Annotated in this window: 23 protein-coding genes; 20 read left to right on the top strand and 3 right to left on the bottom strand. The window is 69.4% G+C overall.

The features are described 5' to 3' along the window. Positions 1–12: 12 nt before the first annotated feature. Positions 13–948 carry a RecB family exonuclease gene (locus tag ACFRIC_RS24405; protein ID WP_382789206.1) on the bottom strand — a complete coding sequence of 312 codons (936 nt, stop codon included), beginning with the start codon at positions 946–948 and terminating at the stop codon, positions 13–15. Positions 949–1,142: 194 nt separating this feature from the next. On the opposite strand from ACFRIC_RS24405, the gene ACFRIC_RS24400 reads away from it, so the two are divergent. From ACFRIC_RS24400 to ACFRIC_RS24390, 3 genes are all read left to right on the top strand, one after another. Continuing rightward, the gene (locus tag ACFRIC_RS24400; protein WP_382789204.1) at positions 1,143–2,954 is read left to right on the top strand and encodes a site-2 protease family protein; all 1,812 of its coding nucleotides are present in this window, start codon (positions 1,143–1,145) and stop codon (positions 2,952–2,954) included. A gap of 41 nt (positions 2,955–2,995) precedes the next feature. Then, entirely contained in the window at positions 2,996–3,898 is a 903-nt protein-coding gene (locus ACFRIC_RS24395) for a tRNA (adenine-N1)-methyltransferase (RefSeq protein WP_269658250.1), read from the top strand. 745 nt (positions 3,899–4,643) lie between these two features. Further along, complete coding sequence (locus ACFRIC_RS24390; protein ID WP_382789200.1) at positions 4,644–5,219, top strand: hypothetical protein; 576 nt, start codon at positions 4,644–4,646, stop codon at positions 5,217–5,219. Positions 5,220–5,317: 98 nt separating this feature from the next. Here ACFRIC_RS24390 and ACFRIC_RS24385 read toward each other — a convergent pair whose 3' ends face one another. Continuing rightward, positions 5,318–5,623: a ferredoxin gene (locus ACFRIC_RS24385; protein WP_382789197.1), complete on the bottom strand. Its 306-nt coding sequence runs from the start codon at positions 5,621–5,623 to the stop codon at positions 5,318–5,320. Between the two features lie 253 nt (positions 5,624–5,876). Here ACFRIC_RS24385 and arc point away from each other — a divergent pair, with 253 nt between their 5' ends. The 6 genes from arc (at position 5,877) to prcA (ending at position 11,997) form a co-directional block, all read left to right on the top strand. Further along, entirely contained in the window at positions 5,877–7,643 is a 1,767-nt protein-coding gene (gene arc / locus ACFRIC_RS24380; protein WP_339128326.1) for a proteasome ATPase, read from the top strand. Between the two features lie 235 nt (positions 7,644–7,878). Then, positions 7,879–9,390: a depupylase/deamidase Dop gene (gene dop / locus ACFRIC_RS24375; protein WP_382789194.1), complete on the top strand. Its 1,512-nt coding sequence runs from the start codon at positions 7,879–7,881 to the stop codon at positions 9,388–9,390. Between the two features lie 156 nt (positions 9,391–9,546). Continuing rightward, positions 9,547–9,765: a ubiquitin-like protein Pup gene (locus ACFRIC_RS24370; protein ID WP_355769302.1), complete on the top strand. Its 219-nt coding sequence runs from the start codon at positions 9,547–9,549 to the stop codon at positions 9,763–9,765. A gap of 37 nt (positions 9,766–9,802) precedes the next feature. Next, positions 9,803–10,396: an endonuclease VII domain-containing protein gene (locus tag ACFRIC_RS24365; RefSeq protein WP_382789191.1), complete on the top strand. Its 594-nt coding sequence runs from the start codon at positions 9,803–9,805 to the stop codon at positions 10,394–10,396. After that, positions 10,348–11,193: a proteasome subunit beta gene (gene prcB, locus ACFRIC_RS24360; RefSeq protein ID WP_382789189.1), complete on the top strand. Its 846-nt coding sequence runs from the start codon at positions 10,348–10,350 to the stop codon at positions 11,191–11,193. Before ACFRIC_RS24365 ends, prcB begins: the two co-directional genes overlap by 49 nt. Before the next feature lie 57 nt (positions 11,194–11,250). Continuing rightward, positions 11,251–11,997 (top strand): proteasome subunit alpha, encoded by a 747-nt coding sequence (gene prcA, locus ACFRIC_RS24355; protein WP_355769308.1) that lies wholly within the window; start codon positions 11,251–11,253, stop codon positions 11,995–11,997. 118 nt (positions 11,998–12,115) lie between these two features. Here prcA and ACFRIC_RS24350 read toward each other — a convergent pair whose 3' ends face one another. Continuing rightward, positions 12,116–13,129 carry a LacI family DNA-binding transcriptional regulator gene (locus tag ACFRIC_RS24350; RefSeq protein ID WP_382789185.1) on the bottom strand — a complete coding sequence of 338 codons (1,014 nt, stop codon included), beginning with the start codon at positions 13,127–13,129 and terminating at the stop codon, positions 12,116–12,118. Positions 13,130–13,237: 108 nt separating this feature from the next. Between ACFRIC_RS24350 and ACFRIC_RS24345 the strand changes: the two genes are divergently transcribed. The 11 genes from ACFRIC_RS24345 (at position 13,238) to ACFRIC_RS24295 (ending at position 22,609) form a co-directional block, all read left to right on the top strand. Beyond that, a complete protein-coding gene (locus ACFRIC_RS24345) occupies positions 13,238–14,497 on the top strand; it encodes an MFS transporter (RefSeq protein ID WP_382789181.1) in 1,260 nt (419 codons plus the stop codon). 9 nt (positions 14,498–14,506) lie between these two features. Then, positions 14,507–15,868, top strand: coding sequence for a Pup--protein ligase (gene pafA / locus ACFRIC_RS24340; RefSeq protein ID WP_019066118.1), 1,362 nt, complete (start codon positions 14,507–14,509; stop codon positions 15,866–15,868). Between the two features lie 128 nt (positions 15,869–15,996). Beyond that, positions 15,997–17,004, top strand: a complete 1,008-nt coding sequence (locus ACFRIC_RS24335; protein ID WP_382789179.1) for an FKBP-type peptidyl-prolyl cis-trans isomerase — start codon at positions 15,997–15,999, stop codon at positions 17,002–17,004. A gap of 61 nt (positions 17,005–17,065) precedes the next feature. After that, positions 17,066–17,437, top strand: a complete 372-nt coding sequence (locus tag ACFRIC_RS24330) for an FKBP-type peptidyl-prolyl cis-trans isomerase (RefSeq protein ID WP_382789176.1) — start codon at positions 17,066–17,068, stop codon at positions 17,435–17,437. 133 nt (positions 17,438–17,570) lie between these two features. Next, complete coding sequence (locus tag ACFRIC_RS24325) at positions 17,571–18,524, top strand: helix-turn-helix transcriptional regulator (RefSeq protein ID WP_382789173.1); 954 nt, start codon at positions 17,571–17,573, stop codon at positions 18,522–18,524. A gap of 16 nt (positions 18,525–18,540) precedes the next feature. Then, positions 18,541–19,563 carry a helix-turn-helix transcriptional regulator gene (locus ACFRIC_RS24320; protein WP_382789170.1) on the top strand — a complete coding sequence of 341 codons (1,023 nt, stop codon included), beginning with the start codon at positions 18,541–18,543 and terminating at the stop codon, positions 19,561–19,563. A gap of 140 nt (positions 19,564–19,703) precedes the next feature. Further along, positions 19,704–19,964, top strand: coding sequence for a hypothetical protein (locus ACFRIC_RS24315; protein ID WP_103553753.1), 261 nt, complete (start codon positions 19,704–19,706; stop codon positions 19,962–19,964). A 10-nt stretch (positions 19,965–19,974) separates the two neighbouring features. Continuing rightward, the gene (locus ACFRIC_RS24310; RefSeq protein ID WP_382789167.1) at positions 19,975–20,169 is read left to right on the top strand and encodes a hypothetical protein; all 195 of its coding nucleotides are present in this window, start codon (positions 19,975–19,977) and stop codon (positions 20,167–20,169) included. A 237-nt stretch (positions 20,170–20,406) separates the two neighbouring features. Then, positions 20,407–20,691: a Sec-independent protein translocase subunit TatA gene (tatA, locus tag ACFRIC_RS24305; RefSeq protein ID WP_382789164.1), complete on the top strand. Its 285-nt coding sequence runs from the start codon at positions 20,407–20,409 to the stop codon at positions 20,689–20,691. 47 nt (positions 20,692–20,738) lie between these two features. Next, positions 20,739–21,689: a twin-arginine translocase subunit TatC gene (gene tatC / locus ACFRIC_RS24300; protein ID WP_382789162.1), complete on the top strand. Its 951-nt coding sequence runs from the start codon at positions 20,739–20,741 to the stop codon at positions 21,687–21,689. A gap of 29 nt (positions 21,690–21,718) precedes the next feature. Next, positions 21,719–22,609, top strand: a complete 891-nt coding sequence (locus tag ACFRIC_RS24295; protein WP_382789159.1) for a diacylglycerol kinase — start codon at positions 21,719–21,721, stop codon at positions 22,607–22,609. Positions 22,610–22,612: the final 3 nt, after the last annotated feature.

The following is a 22,612-nucleotide window of genomic DNA, read 5'->3' as shown; positions in this document are numbered from 1 at the left end:
GAGTCTCCTTCGCTAGTCCGGCCCCATTCTGCCCTGCTCCACGACACCCGACCCGGGCGCCCTGACCGGGAGCGGATATGCCGGGGGAGTACCACCGAATTCCGGACACACGGCCTGGTGATCACACCAGCCGCACAGCTTCGTGGGCCGCGGCCGCCACTCACCCGTCTCCGTCGCCTCCCGGATCGCGTCCCACAGCGCCAGCAGCTTGCGCTCGACACGCTCCAGATCACCGATCTCCGGGTCGTACGTCAGCACGTCACCGCTGCCCAGATAGACGAGCTGAAGACGGCGCGGAACCACCCGCTTCAACCGCCACACCACCAGCGCGTAGAACTTCATCTGGAACAGCGCACCCTCGGCGTACTCCGGCCGCGGCGCCTTCCCCGTCTTGTAGTCCACGATCCGGACCTCGCCCGACGGAGCCACGTCGACCCGGTCGATGATCCCGCGCAGCGTCAGCCCCGAATCCAGCCGCGCCTCCACGAACAGCTCCCGCTCCGCCGGCTCCAGCCGCGTCGGATCCTCCAGCGTGAACCAGCGCTCCACCAGCCGCTCGGCCTCCCCGAGCCAGCGCGCGAGCCGCTCGCCCTCCGGATCGTCGGCGAACAGCTCCACGACCTCCGGCTTCGTCTCCCGCAGCCGGTCCCACTGCGCCGGGATCAGCGACTTGGCGCGAGGCGCGGTCCGGTCCGCGGCCGGAGCGTCGAAAAGCCGCTCCAGGACCGCGTGCACCAGCGTCCCCCTCGTCGCCGCCTCACTCGGCTTCTCCGGCAGCTTGTCGATCACCCGGAACCGGTACAGCAACGGACACTGCATGAAGTCACTGGCACGCGAGGGCGACAGCGAGGCGGGAGCGCGCGCGACCACCGGAGCCGGACCCCCGTCGACGGCTCCGCCGGCCACGGCCGATTCTTCGGGCACGGCGCCCTCGGTGCTGGTTTCCATGACAACAGACCATAAGGCCCGCCACCGACAGTGAACCCACGACCGACGCCGAAGCGGTCCCGGCGGGCACCGCGGCACGGAAAACAGAAGGGGTGCCGGGGCGGAACGCACCGCGGCAGCCGCATACCATCGACCCCAGACCCTCCCGTTCCGCATGGCCCGGGGGCGGGGGACGCTTCGAACGAGGGGACATCGTGGACGAGAGCGGCGGGAGCGGGCAGCCGCGGTCCGGCACCGAGGCCACCGAGCACCACGAGAGGCCGTCGGCCACCACCGGTCCGGCCTCGGGCGCGCGCCCCGGACCGGCAGGGCCCGGGACCACCGGGTCCCGGCCCACGGCCCCCGGACACGACTCCACCGAGCACACGGACGAAACCACGCCCCACGGCGAGCACACCGAGCCCGTCGACACCGTCGACACCTCCAGGGCTCCCGAGCCCTCCGAGCCCACCGAGAACTCGGGGGCCACAGATCCCTTCGGGGCCTCTGGGGCTTCCGGGGATCCTGGGCATTCTGGAAATCCTCGAGTTTCCGAGGCCACCGGAGCCTTCGAGCCCCCGGCCTCCGAGCCCACCGGGTCCTCCGAGTCCTCCGGGTCCTCCGAGTCCTCCGGGTCTGCTGAGCCCTCGGAGCGCTCCGCGCCCCTTGAGACCGCAGGGTCGCCCGGTGCTCCCAGGGTCCCCGAGGCTCCCGGTGCTTCCGAGGCCTCCGGCGTCTCCGGCGGCCCGTCCGGCCCCTTCGAGGCCGCCCGGCAGCCCGACGACCGGGGACAGGACCACGACGACCCCGCCGCCGCCCACCGCACCCCCGCCCGCACCGGCACCACCAAGGGACGCCCCCCGCGCCGCCCCAAGGACCCCGGCGGCGGACTCCTCATGGGCCGCCCCTTCGGCGTCCCCGTGTACGTCGCACCGAGCTGGTTCCTCGTCGCCGCCCTGATCACCTGGGTCTTCGGCGGCCAGCTCGACCGCGTCCTGCCCGACCTCGGCGCCGCCCGCTACCTCGTCTCCCTCTTCTTCGCCGTCGCCTTCTACGCCTCCGTCCTCGTCCACGAACTCGCCCACACCGTCGCCGCCCTCCGCTTCAAACTCCCCGTCCGCCGCATCCAGCTCCAGTTCTTCGGCGGCGTCTCGGAGATCGAGAAGGAAGCCGAGACCCCCGGCCGCGAGTTCGTCCTCGCCTTCGTCGGCCCGCTGCTCTCGCTCGTCCTGTCCGGCCTCTTCTACCTCGCCATGCTCCCCGTCGAGCCCGGCACCGTCCCCGGCGTGCTCCTCGCCGGCCTGATGGTCTCCAACCTCATCGTGGCCGCCTTCAACCTGCTCCCCGGCCTCCCCCTCGACGGCGGCCGCATGCTCCGGGCCGTCGTCTGGAAGATCACCGGCCGAGCCATGAGCGGCACCGTCGCCGCGGCCTGGGTCGGCCGCGCCCTCGCCGTCTCCGTCCTCATCGGCCTGCCCCTGCTCACCCAGTCCTCGGCACTGGGCGCCGCCCCCGAGAACGCCGGCAGCATGGACACCATCACCGACGCCCTCCTCGCCGCCATCCTCGCGGCGATCATCTGGACCGGCGCCGGCAACAGCCTCCGCATGGCCCGCCTGCGCGAACACCTCCCCGAACTGCGCGCCCGCTCCCTCACCCGCCGCGCCGTCCCCGTCGAGACCACCACCCCCCTTTCCGAGGCACTCCGCCGCGCCAACGACGTCGGCGCCCGCGCCCTCGTCGTCGTCGACGCCGACGGCGAACCCCTCTCTCTCGTCCGCGAGGCCGCCATCGTCGGCGTACCCGAACACCGCCGCCCCTGGGTCGCCGTCAGCGGCCTCGCCCAGGACCTCACCGACGGCATGCGCGTCTCCGCCGAACTCGCCGGAGAGGACCTCCTCGACGCCCTGCGCGCCAGCCCCGCCACCGAATACCTCGTCGTCGAGGACTCCGGCGAGATCTACGGCGTCCTGTCCGCCGCCGACGTGGAACGCGCCTTCGTCAAGGCCATGGCCCGCCCCTCCTGACCGTGGTCGGCGGCCCCGCCCGGGACCGGTAGGCTGTTCACATGTCCGAACCGACCGGTGCCGCCCGCAGGCGCGGGCCCTTCAAGGTCGGGGACCAGGTTCAGCTGACCGACCCCAAGGGCCGCCACTACACGTTCACGCTCGAGGCCGGGAAGAACTTCCACACCCACAAGGGTTCCTTCCCCCACGACGAGCTGATCGGCGCTCCCGAGGGCAGCGTTGTCCGCACCACGGGGAACGTCGCCTACCTCGCGCTGCGCCCCCTGCTCCCCGACTACGTCCTGTCCATGCCCCGCGGCGCCGCCGTGGTCTACCCCAAGGACGCGGGGCAGATCCTGGCCTTCGCCGACATCTTCCCCGGCGCCCGCGTCGTGGAAGCGGGGGTCGGCTCCGGCTCGCTGAGCAGCTTCCTGCTGCGCGCCATCGGCGACCAGGGCATGCTGCACTCCTACGAGCGCCGCGAGGACTTCGCCGAGATCGCCCAGCAGAACGTGGAGCGCTACTTCGGCGGCCCCCACCCCGCCTGGCAGCTCACCGTCGGTGACCTCCAGGACAACCTGAGCGACACCGACGTCGACCGCGTCATCCTCGACATGCTCGCCCCCTGGGAATGCCTGGAGGCCGTCTCCAAGGCACTCGTCCCCGGCGGCATCCTCTGCTGCTACGTGGCGACCACCACCCAGCTCGCGCGGACCGTCGAGTCGATCCGCGAGATCGGCTGCTTCAACGAGCCGACCGCCTGGGAATCGATGATCCGCAACTGGCACATCGAGGGCCTGGCCGTCCGCCCGGACCACCGCATGATCGGCCACACCGGCTTCCTGCTCACCGCCCGCCGCCTCGCGGACGGCGTCGAGCCGCCCATGCGCCGCCGCCGCCCCGCCAAGGGCGCGTACGGCGAGGACTACGCCGGCCCCAACGCCGACGGCGGCTCCGGCCGCTGACCCACCCAACGCATCCCGCCTGTGGCCGAGTTCCCGGAACCCTCCGGGAACTCGGCCACAGCGCTGTTCCGTTGACGCACCACCAGAAACCCCGCCCCGAACCACAGAAGCCCGAGGGCACACCCCAGGACGTCCCGGCCCCCCGCTGCCGAAGCGACCGCTTCCACCCGCCCGCCGGAGGCCTCGGGACGCGACCCGGCCTGTCCCACGGCCCGCGGCGGCTCGCCGCGGCGCCGCCCATTCCAGGTGATCCGCTCCGGGATCGAGGAGGGCCCCCGCGGCCGACTCGGTCCACGCGCGTGAGCCGAGGCTCGCTCGGAGTCACGGGGCGGCCCGGCGGCGACCGGGCCCGCGTCTTCCGGGCGGCCCCCGGAGCTAGCGGGGCCCGGGTTGCACAGACACCCCTGAGCCTGCTCCGCCCGGTGCTGCGCCGCGAGGCCTACGGCGGGGCCCGGCCCGGGCTCAGTCGTGGGACGTCCGGCGGTCTGGCCGGGGCTGTGTCATGGGGGCTTCGGGCAGGCCTGTCGGAGATCCGTCGTGGGGCTGTCCGGAGGGCCTGCCGGCGACGTGTCGTAGGGCCTCCCGCGGCCCCGGGTGGGGCCGTGCCGGGACCGTACGGCCGCCCCGGCGGAAACCGTGCCGGAACTCTTCACAACTCCGGACCCCGCCGTTCCACAGGGCTGTGACGTGTGGCACCATGCGGACACCCACCCCACCGGCACAGCCCTCGCGGGAGACACCCCTAGTGCAGCAATCCGTTGTCCCGGAACTGGCACATACGCAGGCCAGCCCCATCCAGTGGGTCGCCACGGCCACCGCCATCGCCGGAGTCGTGGCCCTGTCCTCCCTCGTCCAGCCGGATCCGGCGAGGGCGGCCCAGCCCGGCGCCGACCCCAAACCGGCGGCGGCCCCCGCGACCGCCCCCGACCCCACCGGAGTGGACTTCCCGATCGTCTGCGGCCCCGTCAAGGCCCTCGTCGAGAAGAAGGCCTCGGGAGACCTGGACGGCGACGGCCGCCCGGAGACCGTCGCGGTCGTCCGCTGCGACGCCGGCTCCGGCACCCCGCCCAGCGGCGTGTACGTCCTCACCCAGGCCGAGGGAGCCAAGGAACCCAGGGTCGTCGCGACCCTGATCGATCCCAAGGACCGCCTCAGCGTCACGGACTTCGCGGTGCGCGACGGAGCCGTCACCGCCACGCTCCTCGGCTATTCCTCGGCCGACGTACCGAGTTGCTGCCCGGACCTGAGAGAGAACGCCAAGTGGCAGTGGAAGAACGGCGCGTTCATCCGTTCCACACCGTCCGAAGCACGCGGCGCCTGAGCGCGCCCCCGGCGCGAGACCCGAACAAAAGAGGACACCCTCCGCGGCGCGGAGGGTGTGAGGAACCGGTCAGATGACGACACGGGGTGCCCGCGAGGTCACTCCGCGTCAGGTCCGAAGACTTCGACCTTGTCCGAAACGCGACGGACATGGATGCAGTCGCCCGGACACTCCTTCGCCGAGTCCACCACATCGCGCAGAAGCGGCAGGGGCACGGGCGTTGTGGCCCCCACGGCCTGCAGGAGCTCGTCCTCGTCGCCCTTCACATAGGCCAGACCGTCAATGTCCAGCTCAAAGACCTCGGGCGCGTACTGGACACAGATCCCGTCGCCGGTACAGAGATCCTGGTCGATCCAGACCTCAAGCGCCTCGCCGTCGACTCCGGCCTCCTGCTGCACGGTCATTTCTCCTGCCGTTTTCTGCGTCGAGCGAACCGAAGACTGGGGAATCGGGCCAGCTCTGACGGGTGTTGAACACTTCGACCCTACCTCCGCCCGCTTCCCAATCATGTTCGGTGGGTATTCCCCTGGCGTGAGGGAGAGCGCAAGGGTGAAGATCGGACACACCCCGACAGTCTTTGTGATCTAGGGGTTTCAATCGACACCCACCCAGGTAGGGTCTGGAAGCGTCCAGCTCCCCTTGGAGGAGGTGAGGACCGTGGCAGCCCACGACGACGACATGAACCGCGGCATCCGCCCGGGACGAGGGTCCGATGACCCCGCCGGGCAGATTGCCTACCTTGAGCAGGAGATCGCCGTCCTGCGACGCAAGCTCGCCGACTCTCCGCGACACACGAGGATTCTCGAAGAGCGGATCGTCGAGTTGCAGACCAACCTGGCAGGCGTGTCCGCACAGAACGAACGACTGGCGAACACACTCCGTGAGGCCCGCGACCAGATCGTGGCCCTCAAGGAGGAGGTCGACCGGCTCGCACAGCCGCCGGCCGGCTTCGGCGTCTTCCTCACGGCGAACGAGGACGGCACCGCCGACATCTTCACCGGGGGCCGCAAGCTCCGGGTGAACGTCAGCCCCAGCGTCGAGCTCGACGAGCTCAGGCGCGGCCAGGAAGTGATGCTCAACGAAGCCCTCAACGTGGTCGAGGCCATGGAATACGAGAGCGTCGGCGACATCGTCACCCTCAAGGAGATCCTGGAGGACGGCGAGCGCGCCCTCGTCCAGGGACACACGGACGAGGAACGGGTGGTACGGCTCGCCGAACCACTCCTGGACGTCAACATCCGTCCCGGAGACGCCCTGCTCCTCGAACCCCGTTCCGGCTACGTCTACGAAATCGTTCCCAAGAGCGAGGTCGAGGAACTCGTCCTCGAAGAGGTCCCGGACATCGGCTACGAGCAGATCGGCGGTCTGGGCGGCCAGATCGAGATGATCCGCGATGCGGTCGAGCTCCCCTACCTCTACCCCGACCTCTTCAAGGAACACGAACTGCGGCCCCCCAAGGGAGTCCTGCTCTACGGACCCCCCGGATGCGGAAAGACGCTCATCGCCAAGGCCGTGGCCAACTCACTGGCCAAGAAGGTCGCCGAAGTGACCGGCCAGGCCACCGGCAAGAGCTTCTTCCTCAACATCAAGGGCCCCGAGCTCCTGAACAAGTACGTCGGCGAGACCGAGCGGCAGATCCGCCTCGTCTTCCAGCGTGCCAGGGAGAAGGCCAGCGAGGGCACCCCCGTCATCGTCTTCTTCGACGAGATGGAATCCCTCTTCCGCACCCGCGGATCCGGCGTCAGCTCGGACGTGGAGAACACCATCGTCCCGCAGCTCCTCGCCGAGATCGACGGTGTCGAAGGCCTGCAGAACGTGGTCGTCATCGGCGCCTCCAACCGCGAGGACATGATCGACCCCGCCATCCTGCGGCCCGGCCGGCTCGACGTGAAGATCAAGATCGAACGCCCGGACGCCGAAGCGGCCAAGGACATCTTCCAGAAGTACCTCACCGAACGACTCCCCCTGCACTCCGAAGACGTCGGAGAGCACGGAGGCGACAGGGCGGCAACCGTCCACGGCATGATCCAGACAGCCGTGGAGCAGATGTACGCCGAGTCCGAGGAGAACCGCTTCCTGGAGGTCACCTACGCCAACGGCGACAAGGAAGTCCTTTACTTCAAGGACTTCAATTCCGGCGCCATGATCGAGAACATCGTGGGCCGCGCCAAGAAGATGGCCATCAAGGACTTCCTGGAACACAGCCAGAAGGGCCTCCGCGTCTCCCACCTCCTCCAGGCCTGCGTGGACGAGTTCAAGGAGAACGAGGACCTCCCGAACACCACCAACCCCGACGACTGGGCCCGCATCTCCGGAAAGAAGGGCGAACGGATCGTCTATATCCGTACGCTCATCACCGGAAAGCAGGGCGCGGACACCGGACGCTCCATCGACACGGTGGCCAACACCGGTCAGTACCTGTAAAAGACAGGGCGGCTGCGGGTGCCCTTCACGGGGCATCCGCAGCCGCCTGCTTTTCCGGTCACGGCCGGAACACAGCAATGACGCAAATGATCTCCCCACCAGCGCAGAGGCGTTCTAGGCTCTTTCGTACCGCCGAGTCGCGCAGTGCGGGGACGGGCACCGCACACGCACCGGAGCGCCAGCGGTACTTGAGCAGCGCCCCCGACCGAGGGCGCCGCCGGGCAAGGAGGGCCGCATGACCGTACGGCGAGTAATGGGCATCGAGACGGAGTACGGGATCTCCGTCCCCGGTCACCCCAACGCCAATGCCATGCTCACCTCGTCCCAGATCGTCAACGCCTACGCGGCGGCGATGCACCGGGCGCGCCGCGCCCGCTGGGACTTCGAGGAGGAGAACCCGCTGCGGGACGCGCGAGGCTTCGACCTCGCCCGGGAGGCCGCCGACTCCAGCCAGCTCACCGACGAGGACATCGGCCTGGCCAATGTCATCCTCACCAACGGTGCACGGCTGTACGTCGACCACGCACACCCGGAATACAGCTCCCCCGAAGTCACCAACCCGCGGGACGCCGTCCTGTGGGACAAGGCCGGCGAGCGCATCATGGCCGAGGCCGCGGAACGCGCCGCCCAGCTCCCCGGCGCCCAGCCGATCCACCTCTACAAGAACAACACCGACAACAAGGGCGCCTCCTACGGCACGCACGAGAACTACCTGATGAAGCGGGAGACCCCCTTCTCGGACATCGTGCGGCACCTCACGCCGTTCTTCGTCTCACGCCAGGTCGTCACCGGAGCGGGCCGCGTCGGCATCGGCCAGGACGGGCACGAGCACGGCTTCCAGCTCAGCCAGCGCGCCGACTACTTCGAGGTCGAGGTCGGCCTCGAGACCACCCTCAAGCGCCCCATCATCAACACCCGCGACGAACCGCACGCCGACGCCGAGAAGTACCGCCGGCTGCACGTGATCATCGGGGACGCCAACCTCTCCGAGATCTCGACCTACCTCAAGCTCGGCACGACAGCCCTCGTCCTCTCCATGATCGAGGACGGCTTCATCGCCGTCGACCTGGCCGTCGACCAGCCCGTACGCACCCTCCACCAGGTCTCCCACGACCCCACCCTCAAGCGCCTGGTCACGCTCCGCAGCGGCCGCACACTCACCGCGGTGCAACTGCAGATGGAGTACTTCGAGCTCTCCCGCAAGTACGTGGAGGAGCGCTTCGGGGCCGACGCCGACGAACAGACCAAGGACGTCCTCCTGCGCTGGGAGGACACCCTGAACCGCCTGGAGAACGACCCGATGAGCCTCTCCGGGGAGCTCGACTGGGTCGCCAAGCGGGAACTCATGGAGGGCTACCGGCGCCGCGACGGCCTCGACTGGGACGCCGCCCGGCTGCACCTGGTCGACCTCCAGTACGCCGACGTACGGGCCGACAAGGGCCTCTACAACCGTCTGGCGGCCCGGGGCAAGATGAAGCGCCTGCTGGACGAGAACGAGGTCGAGCGGGCCCGTACGACCCCGCCGGAGGACACCCGCGCCTACTTCCGCGGGCGCTGCCTGGAGCAGTACGCGGACGACGTGGCCGCGGCCTCCTGGGACTCGGTGATCTTCGACCTGCCCGGCCGGGACTCGCTCCAGCGCGTCCCAACCCTGGAGCCGCTTCGCGGAACGCGTAATCACGTCAAGGAGCTCCTGGACCGCTGCCGTACGGCGGAGGACCTGGTCAGGGTCCTTTCGGGCAACTGAGCTTCCGCCCGGACGGCACACGCCGGACAGGGTGGAATACCCGGCGTTACGGGAATCATCGAGGTGGTCCCCGTACGTTGTGGCAACTGCGGGGCCGATGTCGGACCCTGCTTGTAGGGTCTGATCAAGAACGTCGAACCGAGCGGGGTGAGGGTTATGGCGACCAAGGACACCGGCGGCGGACAGCAGAAGGCGACGCGTTCCACCGAGGAGGTCGAGGAACAGTCGCAGGACGCGCAGGCAACCGACGACCTCAAGGAACGCCAGGAAAAGCTGAGCGACGACGTCGACTCGGTTCTTGATGAAATTGACGATGTACTCGAAGAGAACGCCGAGGATTTCGTGAGGTCCTTCGTTCAGAAGGGTGGGCAGTAAGCCACCTTTTCCATCGAATCGTAGGCTCGAGTCGAGCGTGGCCGACGAAACAGGTGAGCGAAGCTGCTCGCGGTGTAAGCAGGACAAGCCGCGGGCGGCCTTCGCGAAGAACAGGTCCGTGTCTGACGGCCTTCAGGCGTACTGCCGGGAGTGCTCGGCGGAGTACTACCGGCAGCGTCAGGAAGCCAAGGGCAGGACGGTACGGGTCAAGGTGCCCGTGCCGCGCGGTCACAAGCGCTGCCCGCAGTGCGAGGCCGTGAAACCGCACTCCGCATGGGAGCGCAACAAATCCTCCTCGGACGGCTGGGCGAGCTATTGCCGTGAGTGTCGTGCGGAGCGAAACCGGGTCAGCTATTTCCAGCGCAAGTACGGCCTCACTCCGGCCGAGTTGGACGCGATGGTCGCGGAGCAGCGGGGAATCTGCTGTATCTGCCTAACCGCCCCTGCCGAACATGTGGATCACTGCCATCAGACGGGTAGGGTCCGAGGCGTACTGTGCTTCAGCTGCAATGCCGCGCTGGGGCAGTTCAAGGATCGGCCCGACGTCATGAGACGGGCTGCGACATACCTGGAAGGAAACGCGTGGAAGCCAACACTCGTAGCACCGGGCGTCTACCGGCTGCCTTCCTGACGCCCGGGTCGTCGTCCTTCATGGACTTCCTGTCCGAGCACCAGCCGGAGATGCTCCCGGGCAAGCGGCAACTGCCGCCCGTCCAGGGCGTGATCGAGGCCCCGCACGGCACGACGATCGTCGCCGTGACGTTCCCGGGCGGAGTCGTCCTCGCCGGTGACCGGCGGGCCACGATGGGCAACGTCATCGCCCAGCGCGACATCGAGAAGGTGTTCCCGGCCGACGAGTACTCGGCGGTGGGCATCGCCGGCACGGCGGGCCTGGCCGTGGAGATGGTGAAGCTGTTCCAGCTCGAACTGGAGCACTTCGAGAAGGTGGAGGGCGCGCAGCTCTCCCTGGAGGGCAAGGCGAACCGCCTGTCCACGATGATCCGTTCCAACCTCGGCATGGCCATGCAGGGTCTGGCCGTGGTGCCGCTCTTCGCGGGGTACGACGTGGACCGCGGCCGGGGCCGCATCTTCTCGTACGACGTCACGGGCGGTCGTTCCGAGGAGCACGGTTACGCGGCCACGGGTTCGGGCTCGCTCTTCGCGCGGGGCGCGATGAAGAAGCTCTACTCCAAGGATCTGACGGAGGACCAGGCCACCACGCTGGTGATCCAGGCCCTCTACGACGCGGCCGACGACGACTCGGCGACCGGTGGTCCCGATGTCGCGCGCCGGATCTACCCGATCGTCACGGTGATCACCGAGAGCGGTTTCCGCCGGCTCACGGACGAGGAGTCGTCCGATATCGCGCGCGTGATCCTGGAGGCGCGGCTCCAGCAGCCCGACGGCCCCCGTGCCGCGCTGTACTGAACGTCCGTCTCTCTTCCAGGTGATCCAGTGACTTCGACAGAAAGGGACGGATAGCCGGTGTCGACGCCGTTCTATGTCTCACCCCAGCAGGCGATGGCCGACCGGGCGGAGTACGCCCGCAAGGGCATCGCCCGTGGCCGCAGCCTGGTCGTGCTGCAGTATGCCGACGGCATCGTGTTCGTCGGCGAGAACCCGTCCCGTGCGCTGCACAAGTTCAGCGAGATCTATGACCGGATCGGCTTCGCGGCCGCCGGTAAGTACAACGAGTACGAGAATCTGCGGATCGGCGGTGTGCGGTACGCCGATCTGCGGGGCTACACGTACGACCGTGACGATGTGACGGCTCGTGGTCTGGCGAACGTGTACGCCCAGACGCTGGGCACGATCTTCTCGTCGGCGGCGGAGAAGCCGTACGAGGTGGAGTTGGTGGTCGCGGAGGTCGGGGAGACTCCGGACGGTGACCAGATCTACCGGCTGCCGCACGACGGTTCGATCGTGGACGAGCACGGTTCGGTGGCCGTGGGTGGCAATGCCGAGCAGATCAGTACGTATCTGGATACTCAGCACCGGGACGGCATGTCGCTGGCCGAGGCGCTGAAGCTGGCCGTCCAGTCGTTGTCCCGGGAGCCGAACGGCGGTGAGCGGGAGATTCCGGCGGAGCGGCTGGAGGTCGCGGTGCTGGACCGGACGCGTCCGCAGAAGCGGAAGTTCAAGCGGATCGTGGGTCGTCAGTTGTCGCGGTTGCTGGAGGTCGGGGGCGCCGAGACGGCGACGGAGGCCGAGGACGCGGACGACGACGAGTGAGGTGACCGGGTGCCCCTGTGGGGTGCCCGTACGGAAGGGGCCGCCCCGGTGCAGACCGGCGCGGCCCCTTCCGTGTGTCCGGGTCCGGAGGGTGCGGGCCTGGCGTGGGGTGCGGGTGTCAGGCGCCTGGAGGGGCTGTGGAGCCGCGTACGACCAGTTCGACGGGGATGTCCTCCTGTGGGGGTGTGCGGCCGTCCAGGACGGCGAGGAGGGCTTTCATGCCTTGTTCGCCGAATCGTTCGGCGTCGAGGCGGACCGTGGTGAGTTCGGGGTCGAGGGCGCGGGCGAGGGCGAGGTCGTCGAGTCCGGTGATGGAGATGTCGTCGGGGATGCGCAGGCCGAGGCGGCGGGCGGCCTTGTAGGCGCCGGCGGCGAGTTTGTCGTCGTCGCAGATGACGGCGGTGGGGCGGGGGCCCGGTGCGGTGAGGGCGCTGTGGGTGGCGGCGAGGGCGTCTTCGAAGGAGATGGGCGCGGGGGCGACGCGGAGGCTGGTTCCGGGGACTTCGACGAGGCAGGAGGCGAGTTCGCGGGCGCGGACCTCGAAGGTCCAGGAGGGGATGTCGGCGGCGAGGTGGAGGAAGCGTCGGTGGCCGAGGGTCAGGAGGTGGTCGGTGACCTGGCGTACGCCGTCGGCGATGTCGAGGTTGACGGTGGCGGCGCCCTGGCTGCCGGCGGGGTCGCTGTCGAGCATGACGAGGGGGAGCTGGTCGCCGCGGATGGCGGTGAGGGCGTCGGCGGCCATGGAGGAGGCGATGACGCCGTCGAGGGCGGCTTGTGCGGAGCCGAAGGGGTCGCGGGCGGGGCCGATGCCTTCGGGGGAGGGGTAGAGGACGACTCCGAAGCCGTGTTCGGCGGCGACGCGGGCGGCTCCGGTGTAGACGCCGGCGAAGAATTCGGTGGTGAGGGCGGGGACGACGAGGAGGACGGTGCGGGTGCGGCCGAGGCGGAGGTTGCGGGCGGCGAGGTTGGGGCGGTAGCCGAGTTCCTGGGCGGCGCCGCGGACGCGTTCGGCGGTGGCGGGGGAGACGCGGCCGCGCCATTTGTCGCCGAGGACGAGGGAGACGGCTGCCTGGGAGACGCCGGCGGCCTCGGCGACGTCCCGGCTGGTGGGGCGCGTGCTACCTCTTGCCACCGTGGGCCTGCTCCTTCGTCTGGACTCGCGGTCAGCGCACATGGTACGTATGGAGGCAGACGTTATACGTAACACTTGAACGTCGCGCGCTATCGAGAAGGGCATGCCATGGCTACGGGATACCTGGAGATCCTGAGGGCGAGGCACGCCGCCCGGCTCCTCGCCGGGACGCTGGTGGGGCGGCTGCCGAACGCGACCGCGGCCATCGCCGTCGTCCTGTTCGTGCGCGCCGAGGGCGGTACGTACAGCCTGGCGGGCGCGCTCGCGGCGGTGTACGGGGTGGCCAACGCGGTGGGGCAGCCGCTGCTGGGCCGGCTGGTGGACGTGCACGGCCAGCCGCGGGTGCAGTTGCCGGCGGCGGTGGTCTCGGCGCTCGGGATGGGTGTCTTCGCCGTGGCCGGGACGGAGCCGGTGGCGCTCGCGTACGCCGCGATGGCCGTGGCCGGGCTCTTCACGCCGCCGCTGGAGGGCGGTCTGCGGGCGCTGTGGCCCTCGGTGCTGCGCGAGGAGGAGCAGGTGCACACCGCGTACGCGATGGACGCGGTGGCGCAGGAGGTGATGTTCACCGTCGGACCGTTGCTGGTGACGCTGTGCGTGGCGCTCTGGTCCGCGGAGGCCGCCCTGTTGATCCTGGCGGTCGTCGGTGTCCTGGGGGCTCTTTCCGTGGTCGTCTCGCCGCCTTCGCGCGCGTGGCGTTCGGCTCCGCGTGAGGCGCACTGGCTCGGTGCTCTGCGTTCGCCGGGGCTGCTGGCGCTGCTGGGGGCGTTCCTGTTCGTCGGGATGGCGCTGGGTTCGATCACGGTGGCGGCGGTGTCGTACGCGGACGCGCACGGCGGGGACGCGGTGTACGGGTGGCTGATGGCGGGCATCGGGCTCGGCGCGCTGCTGGGCGGTGTGGTGTACGGCTCGCGGCGGTGGAGCGGGGCGCCGGAGCGGCGACTGCGGGTGCTGGTTGCTCTTCTGGCGGTGTGTTACGTCCCGCTGGTGCTGGTGCCGGGTCCGGTCGCGATGACGGTGCTGACGACGCTCGCGGGTGTGTTCCTGGCGCCGAGCATCGCGTGTGCCTTCGTGCTGGTGGACCGGCACGCGCCGACGGGTACGGTCACCGAGGCTTTCTCGTGGCTTGTGACGACGTTCACCGTGGGTGCTTCGGTGGGTACGGGCCTGGCGGGGCCGGTCGTGGAGTGGGGCGGGGCGGCCCGGGGGTTCGCGGTTCCGGGGGTCGCGGGTGCCGCCGCGCTGGTGGTTCTGCTGGCCACGGGCAGGGTCCTCGCAGCTACCGGGAGGGGCGGTGTTGTTGCGGCTTCATCGGAAAATGATCCAAACCGAGCTGTCGAACCCCGTTTCAGCTCAGGGGATCGGGCGTAATGTTCAGTCATGGACCGCCGCATTTTCGGGCTGGAGAACGAGTACGGCGTCACGTGTACGTTCAGGGGACAGCGCCGGCTGTCTCCCGACGAGGTGGCGCGGTACCTCTTCCGCCGTGTCGTGTCATGGGGCCGCAGCAGCAATGTCTTTCTGCGGAACGGTGCCCGCCTTTATCTCGACGTGGGATCACATCCGGAATACGCGACACCCGAGTGTGACAACGTGACGGAGCTCGTCACCCACGACAAGGCCGGCGAGCGCATTCTCGAAGGTCTCCTGGTGGATGCCGAACGGCGCCTGCACGAGGAAGGGATCGCGGGCGACGTCTATCTTTTCAAGAACAACACCGACTCGGCGGGCAACTCCTACGGATGCCACGAGAACTATCTGGTGGCCCGGCACGGGGAGTTCTCCCGGCTCGCGGACATTCTCATCCCGTTCCTCGTCACGCGGCAGTTGCTGTGCGGCGCGGGCAAGGTGCTGCAGACTCCGCGTGGTGCGGTGTACTGCGTCAGCCAGCGGGCAGAGCACATCTGGGAGGGCGTCAGTTCCGCGACGACGCGGTCCCGGCCCATCATCAACACGCGTGACGAGCCGCACGCGGACGCCGAGCGTTACCGCCGGCTGCATGTGATCGTCGGCGACTCGAACATGTCCGAGACGACGATGCTCCTCAAGGTCGGTGCCACGGATCTCGTGCTGCGCATGATCGAGGCGGGCACCGTCATGCGTGACCTGACGCTGGAGAACCCCATTCGGGCGATCCGGGAGGTCAGTCACGACATCACGGGGCGCCGGAAGGTGCGTCTGGCCAGTGGCCGTGAGGCCTCAGCGCTGGAGGTGCAGCGCGAGTACTACGAGAAGGCCGTGGACTTCTGTGAGCGCCGCGGTATCCGCACCGGGACCGTCGAGCAGGTCCTCGAACTGTGGGGCCGCGTGCTCGACTCGATCGAGGCGGAGGACCTCGACCGGATCGGCACGGAGATCGACTGGGTCATGAAGTACCAGCTCATCGAGCGGTACAGGGCGAAGCACAACATGACGATGTCGCATCCGCGGGTCGCGCAGATAGACCTCGCCTACCACGACATCCACCGTCGTCGCGGCCTCTACTACCTGCTGGAGAGGAAGGGGCAAGCCGCGCGGATCTGCAACGACTTGAAGATCTTCGAGGGCAAGTCGGTGCCTCCGCAGACCACTAGGGCGCGGCTGCGTGGTGACTTCATCCGGCGGGCGCAGGAGCAGCGGCGGGACTTCACCGTCGACTGGGTGCACCTGAAGCTCAACGATCAGGCGCAGCGCACGGTGTTGTGCAAGGACCCGTTCCGTTCGGTGGACGATCGGGTGGAGAAGCTCATCGCCGGAATGTGAGCCGGGAGTTCCGTGGGGGATGCGGAACGCAACGCGGGGCGCCGTACGTTTTCCGTACGGCGCCCTTCTCACGTCGTAGAGTTGCGCGCACGCCATCCACCAAGATCGACCGATACGAGGCTCCTACCGTGCGCCGACGCTCACTCCTTCTCTCCGTACCCGCTGGACTGGTCACGCTCGCCGGATGCGGTGACGACGGCAAGTCAGACACGGCGAAGTCCAGCAAGACCCCGTCGCCCTCGGCTTCGGCCGCGGCGTCCGCGCCGCCTCCGCCGAAGATCGTCGACGGTCCGCTGCCGGCGATCACGGCCGGTACGAAGTTCGGTGAGAAGCCGACGGTGGCCAAGGGCACGGGGGAGCCGTCGAAGGATCTCGCGGTCCGGACGGTGATCGCGGGGAACGGCAAGACGGTCGCGGAGAACGACTACATCCAGGCCAACTACCTGGGTCAGATCTGGGCCACGGCGAAGGTCTTCGACAACTCCTACGACCGGGGGACGCCGCTGGTGATCCAGTTGGCGCAGGGCGGGATCATCGACGGCTGGCGTTACGGCCTGGTCGGCAAGAAGACCGGCAGCCGGGTCGAGATGGCGGTGCCGCCGACCTGGGGTTACGGCTCGGAGGGCAACGCGCAGGCGGGTATCAAGGGCACGGACACGCTGGTGTTCGTGGTGGACATCGAGGACACGTTCAACTCGAAGAGTTCCGCCAAGGGCAAGGACGTGCCGCAGAAGGACGCCTCGCTGCCGACGGTCGGCACGAACACGGACGGTTCGGCTCCCAAGATCACGGTGCCGAAGAAGGACGCTCCGACGAAGCTCGTGGCGAACTACGTGATCGAGGGCGACGGCGACGAGGTCAAGGCCGACAGCAGTGTCCTGGTGCAGTACGAGGGTGTGCTGTGGGACAGCGGCAAGGAGTTCGACTCGACGTACAAGCGTGGTCAGCTCACGTCGTTCTCGCTGCAGCAGGTCGTCAAGGGCTGGGCGCAGGGGCTGACGGGCAAGAAGGTGGGCAGCCGCGTCCTCATCGTGATTCCGCCGGCTCTGGGCTACGGCGACAACCCGCCGGCCGGCAGCGGTATCAAGAAGGACTCCACGCTGGTGTTCTCGGTCGACATCCTGGCGAAGATGTAAACCCTCCGGGGATGTAAGACTGTCCGTGTTGTCCTTACGTACACAAAGCAGGAGCAAAGACGTGAGCATCGAGAAGCCCGAGATCGATTTCCCCGAGGGCGCGCCGCCGGCGGACCTTGAGATCAAGGACATCTGGGAGGGCGACGGCCCCGAGGCCAAGTCGGGTCAGAACGTCACGGTGCACTACGTGGGTGTGTCGTTCAGCACCGGTGAGGAGTTCGACGCGAGCTGGAACCGGGGCGAGCCGTTCCGTTTCCCGCTCGGCGGCGGCCGTGTCATCAAGGGCTGGGACAAGGGCGTGCAGGGCATGAAGGTCGGCGGCCGTCGCCGGCTGACCATCCCCGCGCACCTCGCCTACGGCAACCAGAGCCCGACCCCGGCGATCAAGCCGGGTGAGACGCTGATCTTCGTGGTCGACCTGATCGCGGTCTGATCACGGCGGACCGGATCCGGTCCGGATGGGATCATCCGGGGCCCATGCCCGTCCGGGCATGGGCCCTCGGCTTTTGCCGCGCCACTCCGGAGCGGTACGGTCATCGGTCGGAAGCACCATAGGAAGGGCGTCGATGGCCATTGCCAAGGCCGAGCGGCTGATGAACCTCGCACTGTGTCTGCTCGGGACGCGGCGGCCGCTCAGCAAGCGGGAACTCCGCGAGTCCATCGAGGCCTATCTGGAAGCCGGATCGGACGACAGCTTCAACCGGATGTTCGAGCGGGACAAGGACGATCTGCGCGAACTCGGCCTGGTCATCGAGACGGTGGAGAACCTCGACGGCGAGGTCGGCTATCTCGCCCGCCGCGACAGCAACCGCCTGCCGCCGATCACCCTCGATGCCGAGGAGGCCGCCGCCCTCGGTCTGGCCGCCAAGGTCTGGCAGCAGGCCCGCCTCGCCGGGGCCGCGAGCGGCGCGCTCCAGAAGCTGCGCGCCGCGGGTCTGCCCGAGGACGTGGACCCGTACGGATCCCATGGCGCCCTCGAACCGCACATCCCCGTGCACGAGGCGGCCTTCGAGCCGCTCATGCTCGCCTGCCGCGACCGCCGCCCGGTCGTCTTCGACTACCGCAAGGCCAACGCCGCGCAGCCCGGGACCCGGCACGTGGAGCCGTGGGCCCTGGAGTGCTGGCGCGGCCACTGGTATCTCGCGGGCTGGGACCGCGACCGCGGCGCCGAACGCGTCTTCAGGCTCTCCCGGATCACCGGCAAGGTCCGCGCCCGTGCGGGCAAGTACACCGCCGAGGTTCCGGACGTGGTGACCGTGCGCGAGACGGTGGCCGGCTGGGCGGGGGAGATCACCGACCGCTCCGCGCTGATCCGGCTGCGGTCCGGCGCCGGCTACCCGCTGCGCGCCAAGGCCGTCTCGGTGCGGGAACTGGGCGGGGGCTGGGACGAGTTGGAGATTCCGTACGGGCACGGTCTGGACGCCTTGCTGGTGGAGTTCGGGCCGGACGTGGTGGTCGTGGAGCCCGCCGAACTGCGGGCCGATGTGGTCGACCGGCTGCGCGCCGTGGCCAAGGGCTGAGGGGAAAAGTAAGAAAGTGGCAGGAAAACCGGCCAGGCCCACGAACGCGATCGACCAGACCCGGCGGATGCTGTCCCTGGTGACGTATCTGCGCGAGCGCCCCGGCGCCCACGTCAGTGACGTGGCCCGTGCCTTCGGGATCACCGAGGACGAGCTGATCTCCGACCTCGACGTGCTGCCGCTGTGCGGGACGAGTTTCCGCGGCGGGGATCTGCTCGACATCGACACCGACGGCGACCGGATCTGGTGGCACAACCCGGACGACGTCGCCGAGCCGCTGCGGATCGCCGCCGACGAGGCGACCGCGCTGCTGGTGGCCGCCCGCGCGGTGTCCACCCTGCCCGGCCTGCGCGAGGGCGACCGGCAGGCGCTGCTGCGGGCCACCGCGAAGGTGGAGGCCGCGTCGGGCGAGGCGGCCGGTGCCAGCTCCCGGCTGTCGGTTACCTTCGAGTCCGAGGGCGGCGTCTTCGCCGACGTGGACCGGGCGATCTCGGAGCGGCGCCGGCTGTGGATCCGCTACTACTCGCCCTCGCGGGACGAGCTCAGCGAACGCGAGATCGACCCGATCCGCCTGGTCAGCGTCGGTCACACCTATGTGGAGGCCTGGTGCCGGCGCTCCGAGGCGCGCCGCACCTTCCGGCTCGACCGGGTCGCCGAGATCCGCATCCTGGACGAGCCGTCCGCGCCGCCCGAGATCGAGCTGCGGGACCTGTCCGAGGGGCTCGTCCAGCCCGCGGCCGAGGATCCGGAGGTCGTGGTCGAGGTGGGTCCCGGCGGACGCTGGGTCGCCGAGTACTACCCGCACGACAGCGCGGATGAGCTGCCGGACGGCGGGCTGCGTATCACCTTGCGGACCCCCGACCCCGCCTCGCTGCGGCGGCTGGCCCTGCGTCTCGGCGGTGACGGCCGGATCGTCTCGCCGCAGGCTCTCGCGGACAGCGCCCGCAGCGCGGCCCGCGAGGCGCTCGCCGCCTACGACGGTCCCGGCGGGCCCGGGGTCCAGGACAGTCCGTACGAGGGGCGGGAGCAGGGGCTTTGAGGACGCCGACGTCTGGTGCGCAGGGAAGGCCGGGTGGCCCGGAGAAGCCGGGTTCCGTACGGCGGGCGGGTGGGACCGGACGTGCCGGGTCGGCCGCGGGCTCCGCGGCGCGCGCCGGGTCGGTCCCGGGCGGGCCGGAGATGTCGGTGGGGACGGCCTTCGCCGGGATGCGCCGGGTCGTCGAGGTCATGTTCAAGGCCGCCTGCCCCGACTGCCGGGCCGGTTTCGAGCTCACGCCCGGTGCCCTGCGCCTGGCCATCGGCGCCAGCAGCCGTACGACGTTCTACTCGTTCACCTGCCCCGCGTGCGGGTCGGCGGTCCGCAAGCCGGCGGGGGAACGCATCGTCGAACTGCTCACCGGGGGCGGGGTCCGCACACTGCGGCTGCACTCCACCCTCTAGGGTCGAGGTCATGTTCTGGCCGATGTTTGCGATCGCCGCGGGTTTCCTGGGAATCACCGTGCTCGGGATCCTCGCCGTCCGTGTCTTCCTGGAAGCGGAGCGTCTGGGCCGCCAGGTGGCCGATTCCGCGCGCCGTATCAGCACCGCCTCCGAGGACCTGGAAAGGGCCACGGTCGCGGCGGCACGCTCCATGGATACGGTATGAGTCGTTCCATGGATGCGTAATGCGTCACGCCAGCCTGTCGACTTGGTGCGGGGGCCAGGTACGCTCATGGACGCGGCCCGGAGAATGAGGCGCGGGCCGCGAACTGGGAGTACGCACAGGGATTGCCCCGCGTTCACCCCTGAGCGTTACGATCGCTGACATCACGATGATCGGACACATGTCCGATCGATCAGCCAGCACCCCGACCATGCAGCCTCGGTGAGAAGGTAAAGACTTATGTTCGGAAGGCTCGGAGCTCCCGAGATCATTCTCATCCTCGTCGTCATCATCCTGCTGTTCGGCGCGAAGAAGCTTCCGGACATGGCGCGCTCCCTCGGCAAGTCCGCCCGGATCCTCAAGAGCGAGGCCAAGGCGATGAAGGAAGAGGGCAGCAGCCCGGCCCCGGCCGGTCCGCCCGCCGACGAGCAGCAGCCCCCCGCGCAGCGCACCATCCAGGCGGCCCCCGGCGACGTGACCAGCTCGCGCCCGGTCAACGAGCCGACGGACACCACCCAGCGCTGACGCAGGGCCGGTGACCTCCGGCCCGCCGCATGAGATGAGGATGTGGGTTGCTCACGTCTGCCCGCAACACGGAGAAGGACCCCGAGGGGCGCATGCCCCTCGCGGACCATCTTCGCGAGCTCCGCAACCGGCTCGCGAAGGCGGTGCTGGCCATCGTCCTCGTGACGGTCGTCGCGGCCTTCTACTACAACGACATCATCAACTTCTTCACCAAGCCGGTCCTCGACTCCGTCGGGTGCCCGGAGACGTTCGCCGAACTGGCGAAGCAGCCCAAGAACCACCAGTGCGCGCAGATCACCATCAACGGTCTGCTCGCCCCGTTCACCCTGGCGCTGAAGGTCTCCCTGATGGCGGGCGTCGTGCTCGCCTCGCCGGTCTGGCTCTACCAGCTCTGGGCGTTCGTCGCCCCGGGTCTGCACAGGAGTGAGAAGAAGTACGCGTACGCGTTCGTCGGCACCGGCGTCCCGCTGTTCCTCGGCGGCGCGTTCTTCGCCTACAAGGTGCTTCCCACCACGGCGAAGGTCCTGATGGAGTTCACGCCGGACGGCGTGAACAACCTCCTGCCGCTGGACGACCTGCTCGACCTGGTCACGCGCATGGTCGTCGTGTTCGGTCTCTCCTTCGAGCTGCCCCTGCTGCTGGTGATGCTGAACCTCACGGGCATCCTCACCGGCAAGCGCATGCTCGGCTGGTGGCGCGGCATGATCATCGGCATCACGGTCTTCGCCGCCGTCGCCACGCCCAGCACCGACCCGCTGACGATGCTCGCGCTCGCCGGGCCGATCTGGATCCTGTACTTCGGCGCGGTCCTCTTCTCCCTGCTCAACGACCGGCGCAAGCGCCGGCGCGACGAGTCCGGTCCCGCCGACGACGAGGCCTCCGAGCTCGACCTCACCCCTGAGGACATCGGCGGCGTCGAGAGCGTGTCGCCGCCCCGCCGGACCCTTCCGGAGCAGGCCACGACGGACCGGGTCAACGGTTATGACGACGTGACCTGACGGAGCCCGTGACCTCGTAGGGTCACCCTGTGACCAGCGAGATCACCCTCATAGTCAACCCCACCGCGGGCCGCGGCCGGGGCGCCCGCGCGGCGCTTCCGGCCGCTTCGGCTTTGCGTGCCGCGGGATTCTCCGTCGATACGGTCCAGGGCGAGGACCCGGCGGACGCCTTGGCGCGGGCGCGCGAGGCGGTCGCCGGCGGCACCGGCGCGCTCGTCGCGGTCGGCGGGGACGGCATGGCGAACCTGGCCCTCCAGGCCGTCGCCGGAACCCGTACCCCCTTCGGACTGGTCGCCGCCGGCACCGGCAACGACTTCGCGCGGGCCCTCGGCCTGCCCGTGGGCGACCCGGCGGCCGCGGGCCGCATGATCGCCGAGGCGCTGAAGGGCGAGCGGCTGCGCGAGGTCGACCTGGGCCGGGTGAACGGCACCTGGTTCGGCACCGTCCTGGCCTCCGGGTTCGACTCCCGGGTCAACGACCGCGGGAACCGGATGCGCCTGCCCGTGGGCCGTTTCAAGTACGACGTCGCCATGGTCGCCGAACTGGCCGCCTTCCGGCCCGTCCCGTACCGCATCACGCTCGACGGCGGCGAGACGCTGGAGACCGAGGCGACGCTGGTGGCCGTCGGCAACGGATCGTCGTACGGCGGCGGCATGAGGATCTGTCCCGGCGCCAGCCTCGGCGACGGACTGTTCGACATCACGGTGGTCGGGGACTGCTCCCGCTCCACCCTGCTCAAGATCTTCCCCCGCGTCTACAAGGGCACCCACGTCGGCCATCCCGTGGTGAGCGTGCTGCGGGCGGCCAAGGTCGAACTCCTCGCCGAGGACGTCACCGGCTACGCGGACGGGGAGCCGCTGGGCCCGCTGCCGCTCACGGCGGAGTGCGTACGGGGCGCGGTGCGCGTCGCACTTCCCTGAGCT

This window comes from Streptomyces sp. NPDC056738, assembly GCF_042790435.1.
In the GTDB taxonomy this organism is placed as follows: Bacteria; Actinomycetota; Actinomycetes; order Streptomycetales; family Streptomycetaceae; genus Streptomyces.
This window is presented reverse-complemented; position numbering and strand designations above follow the sequence as displayed.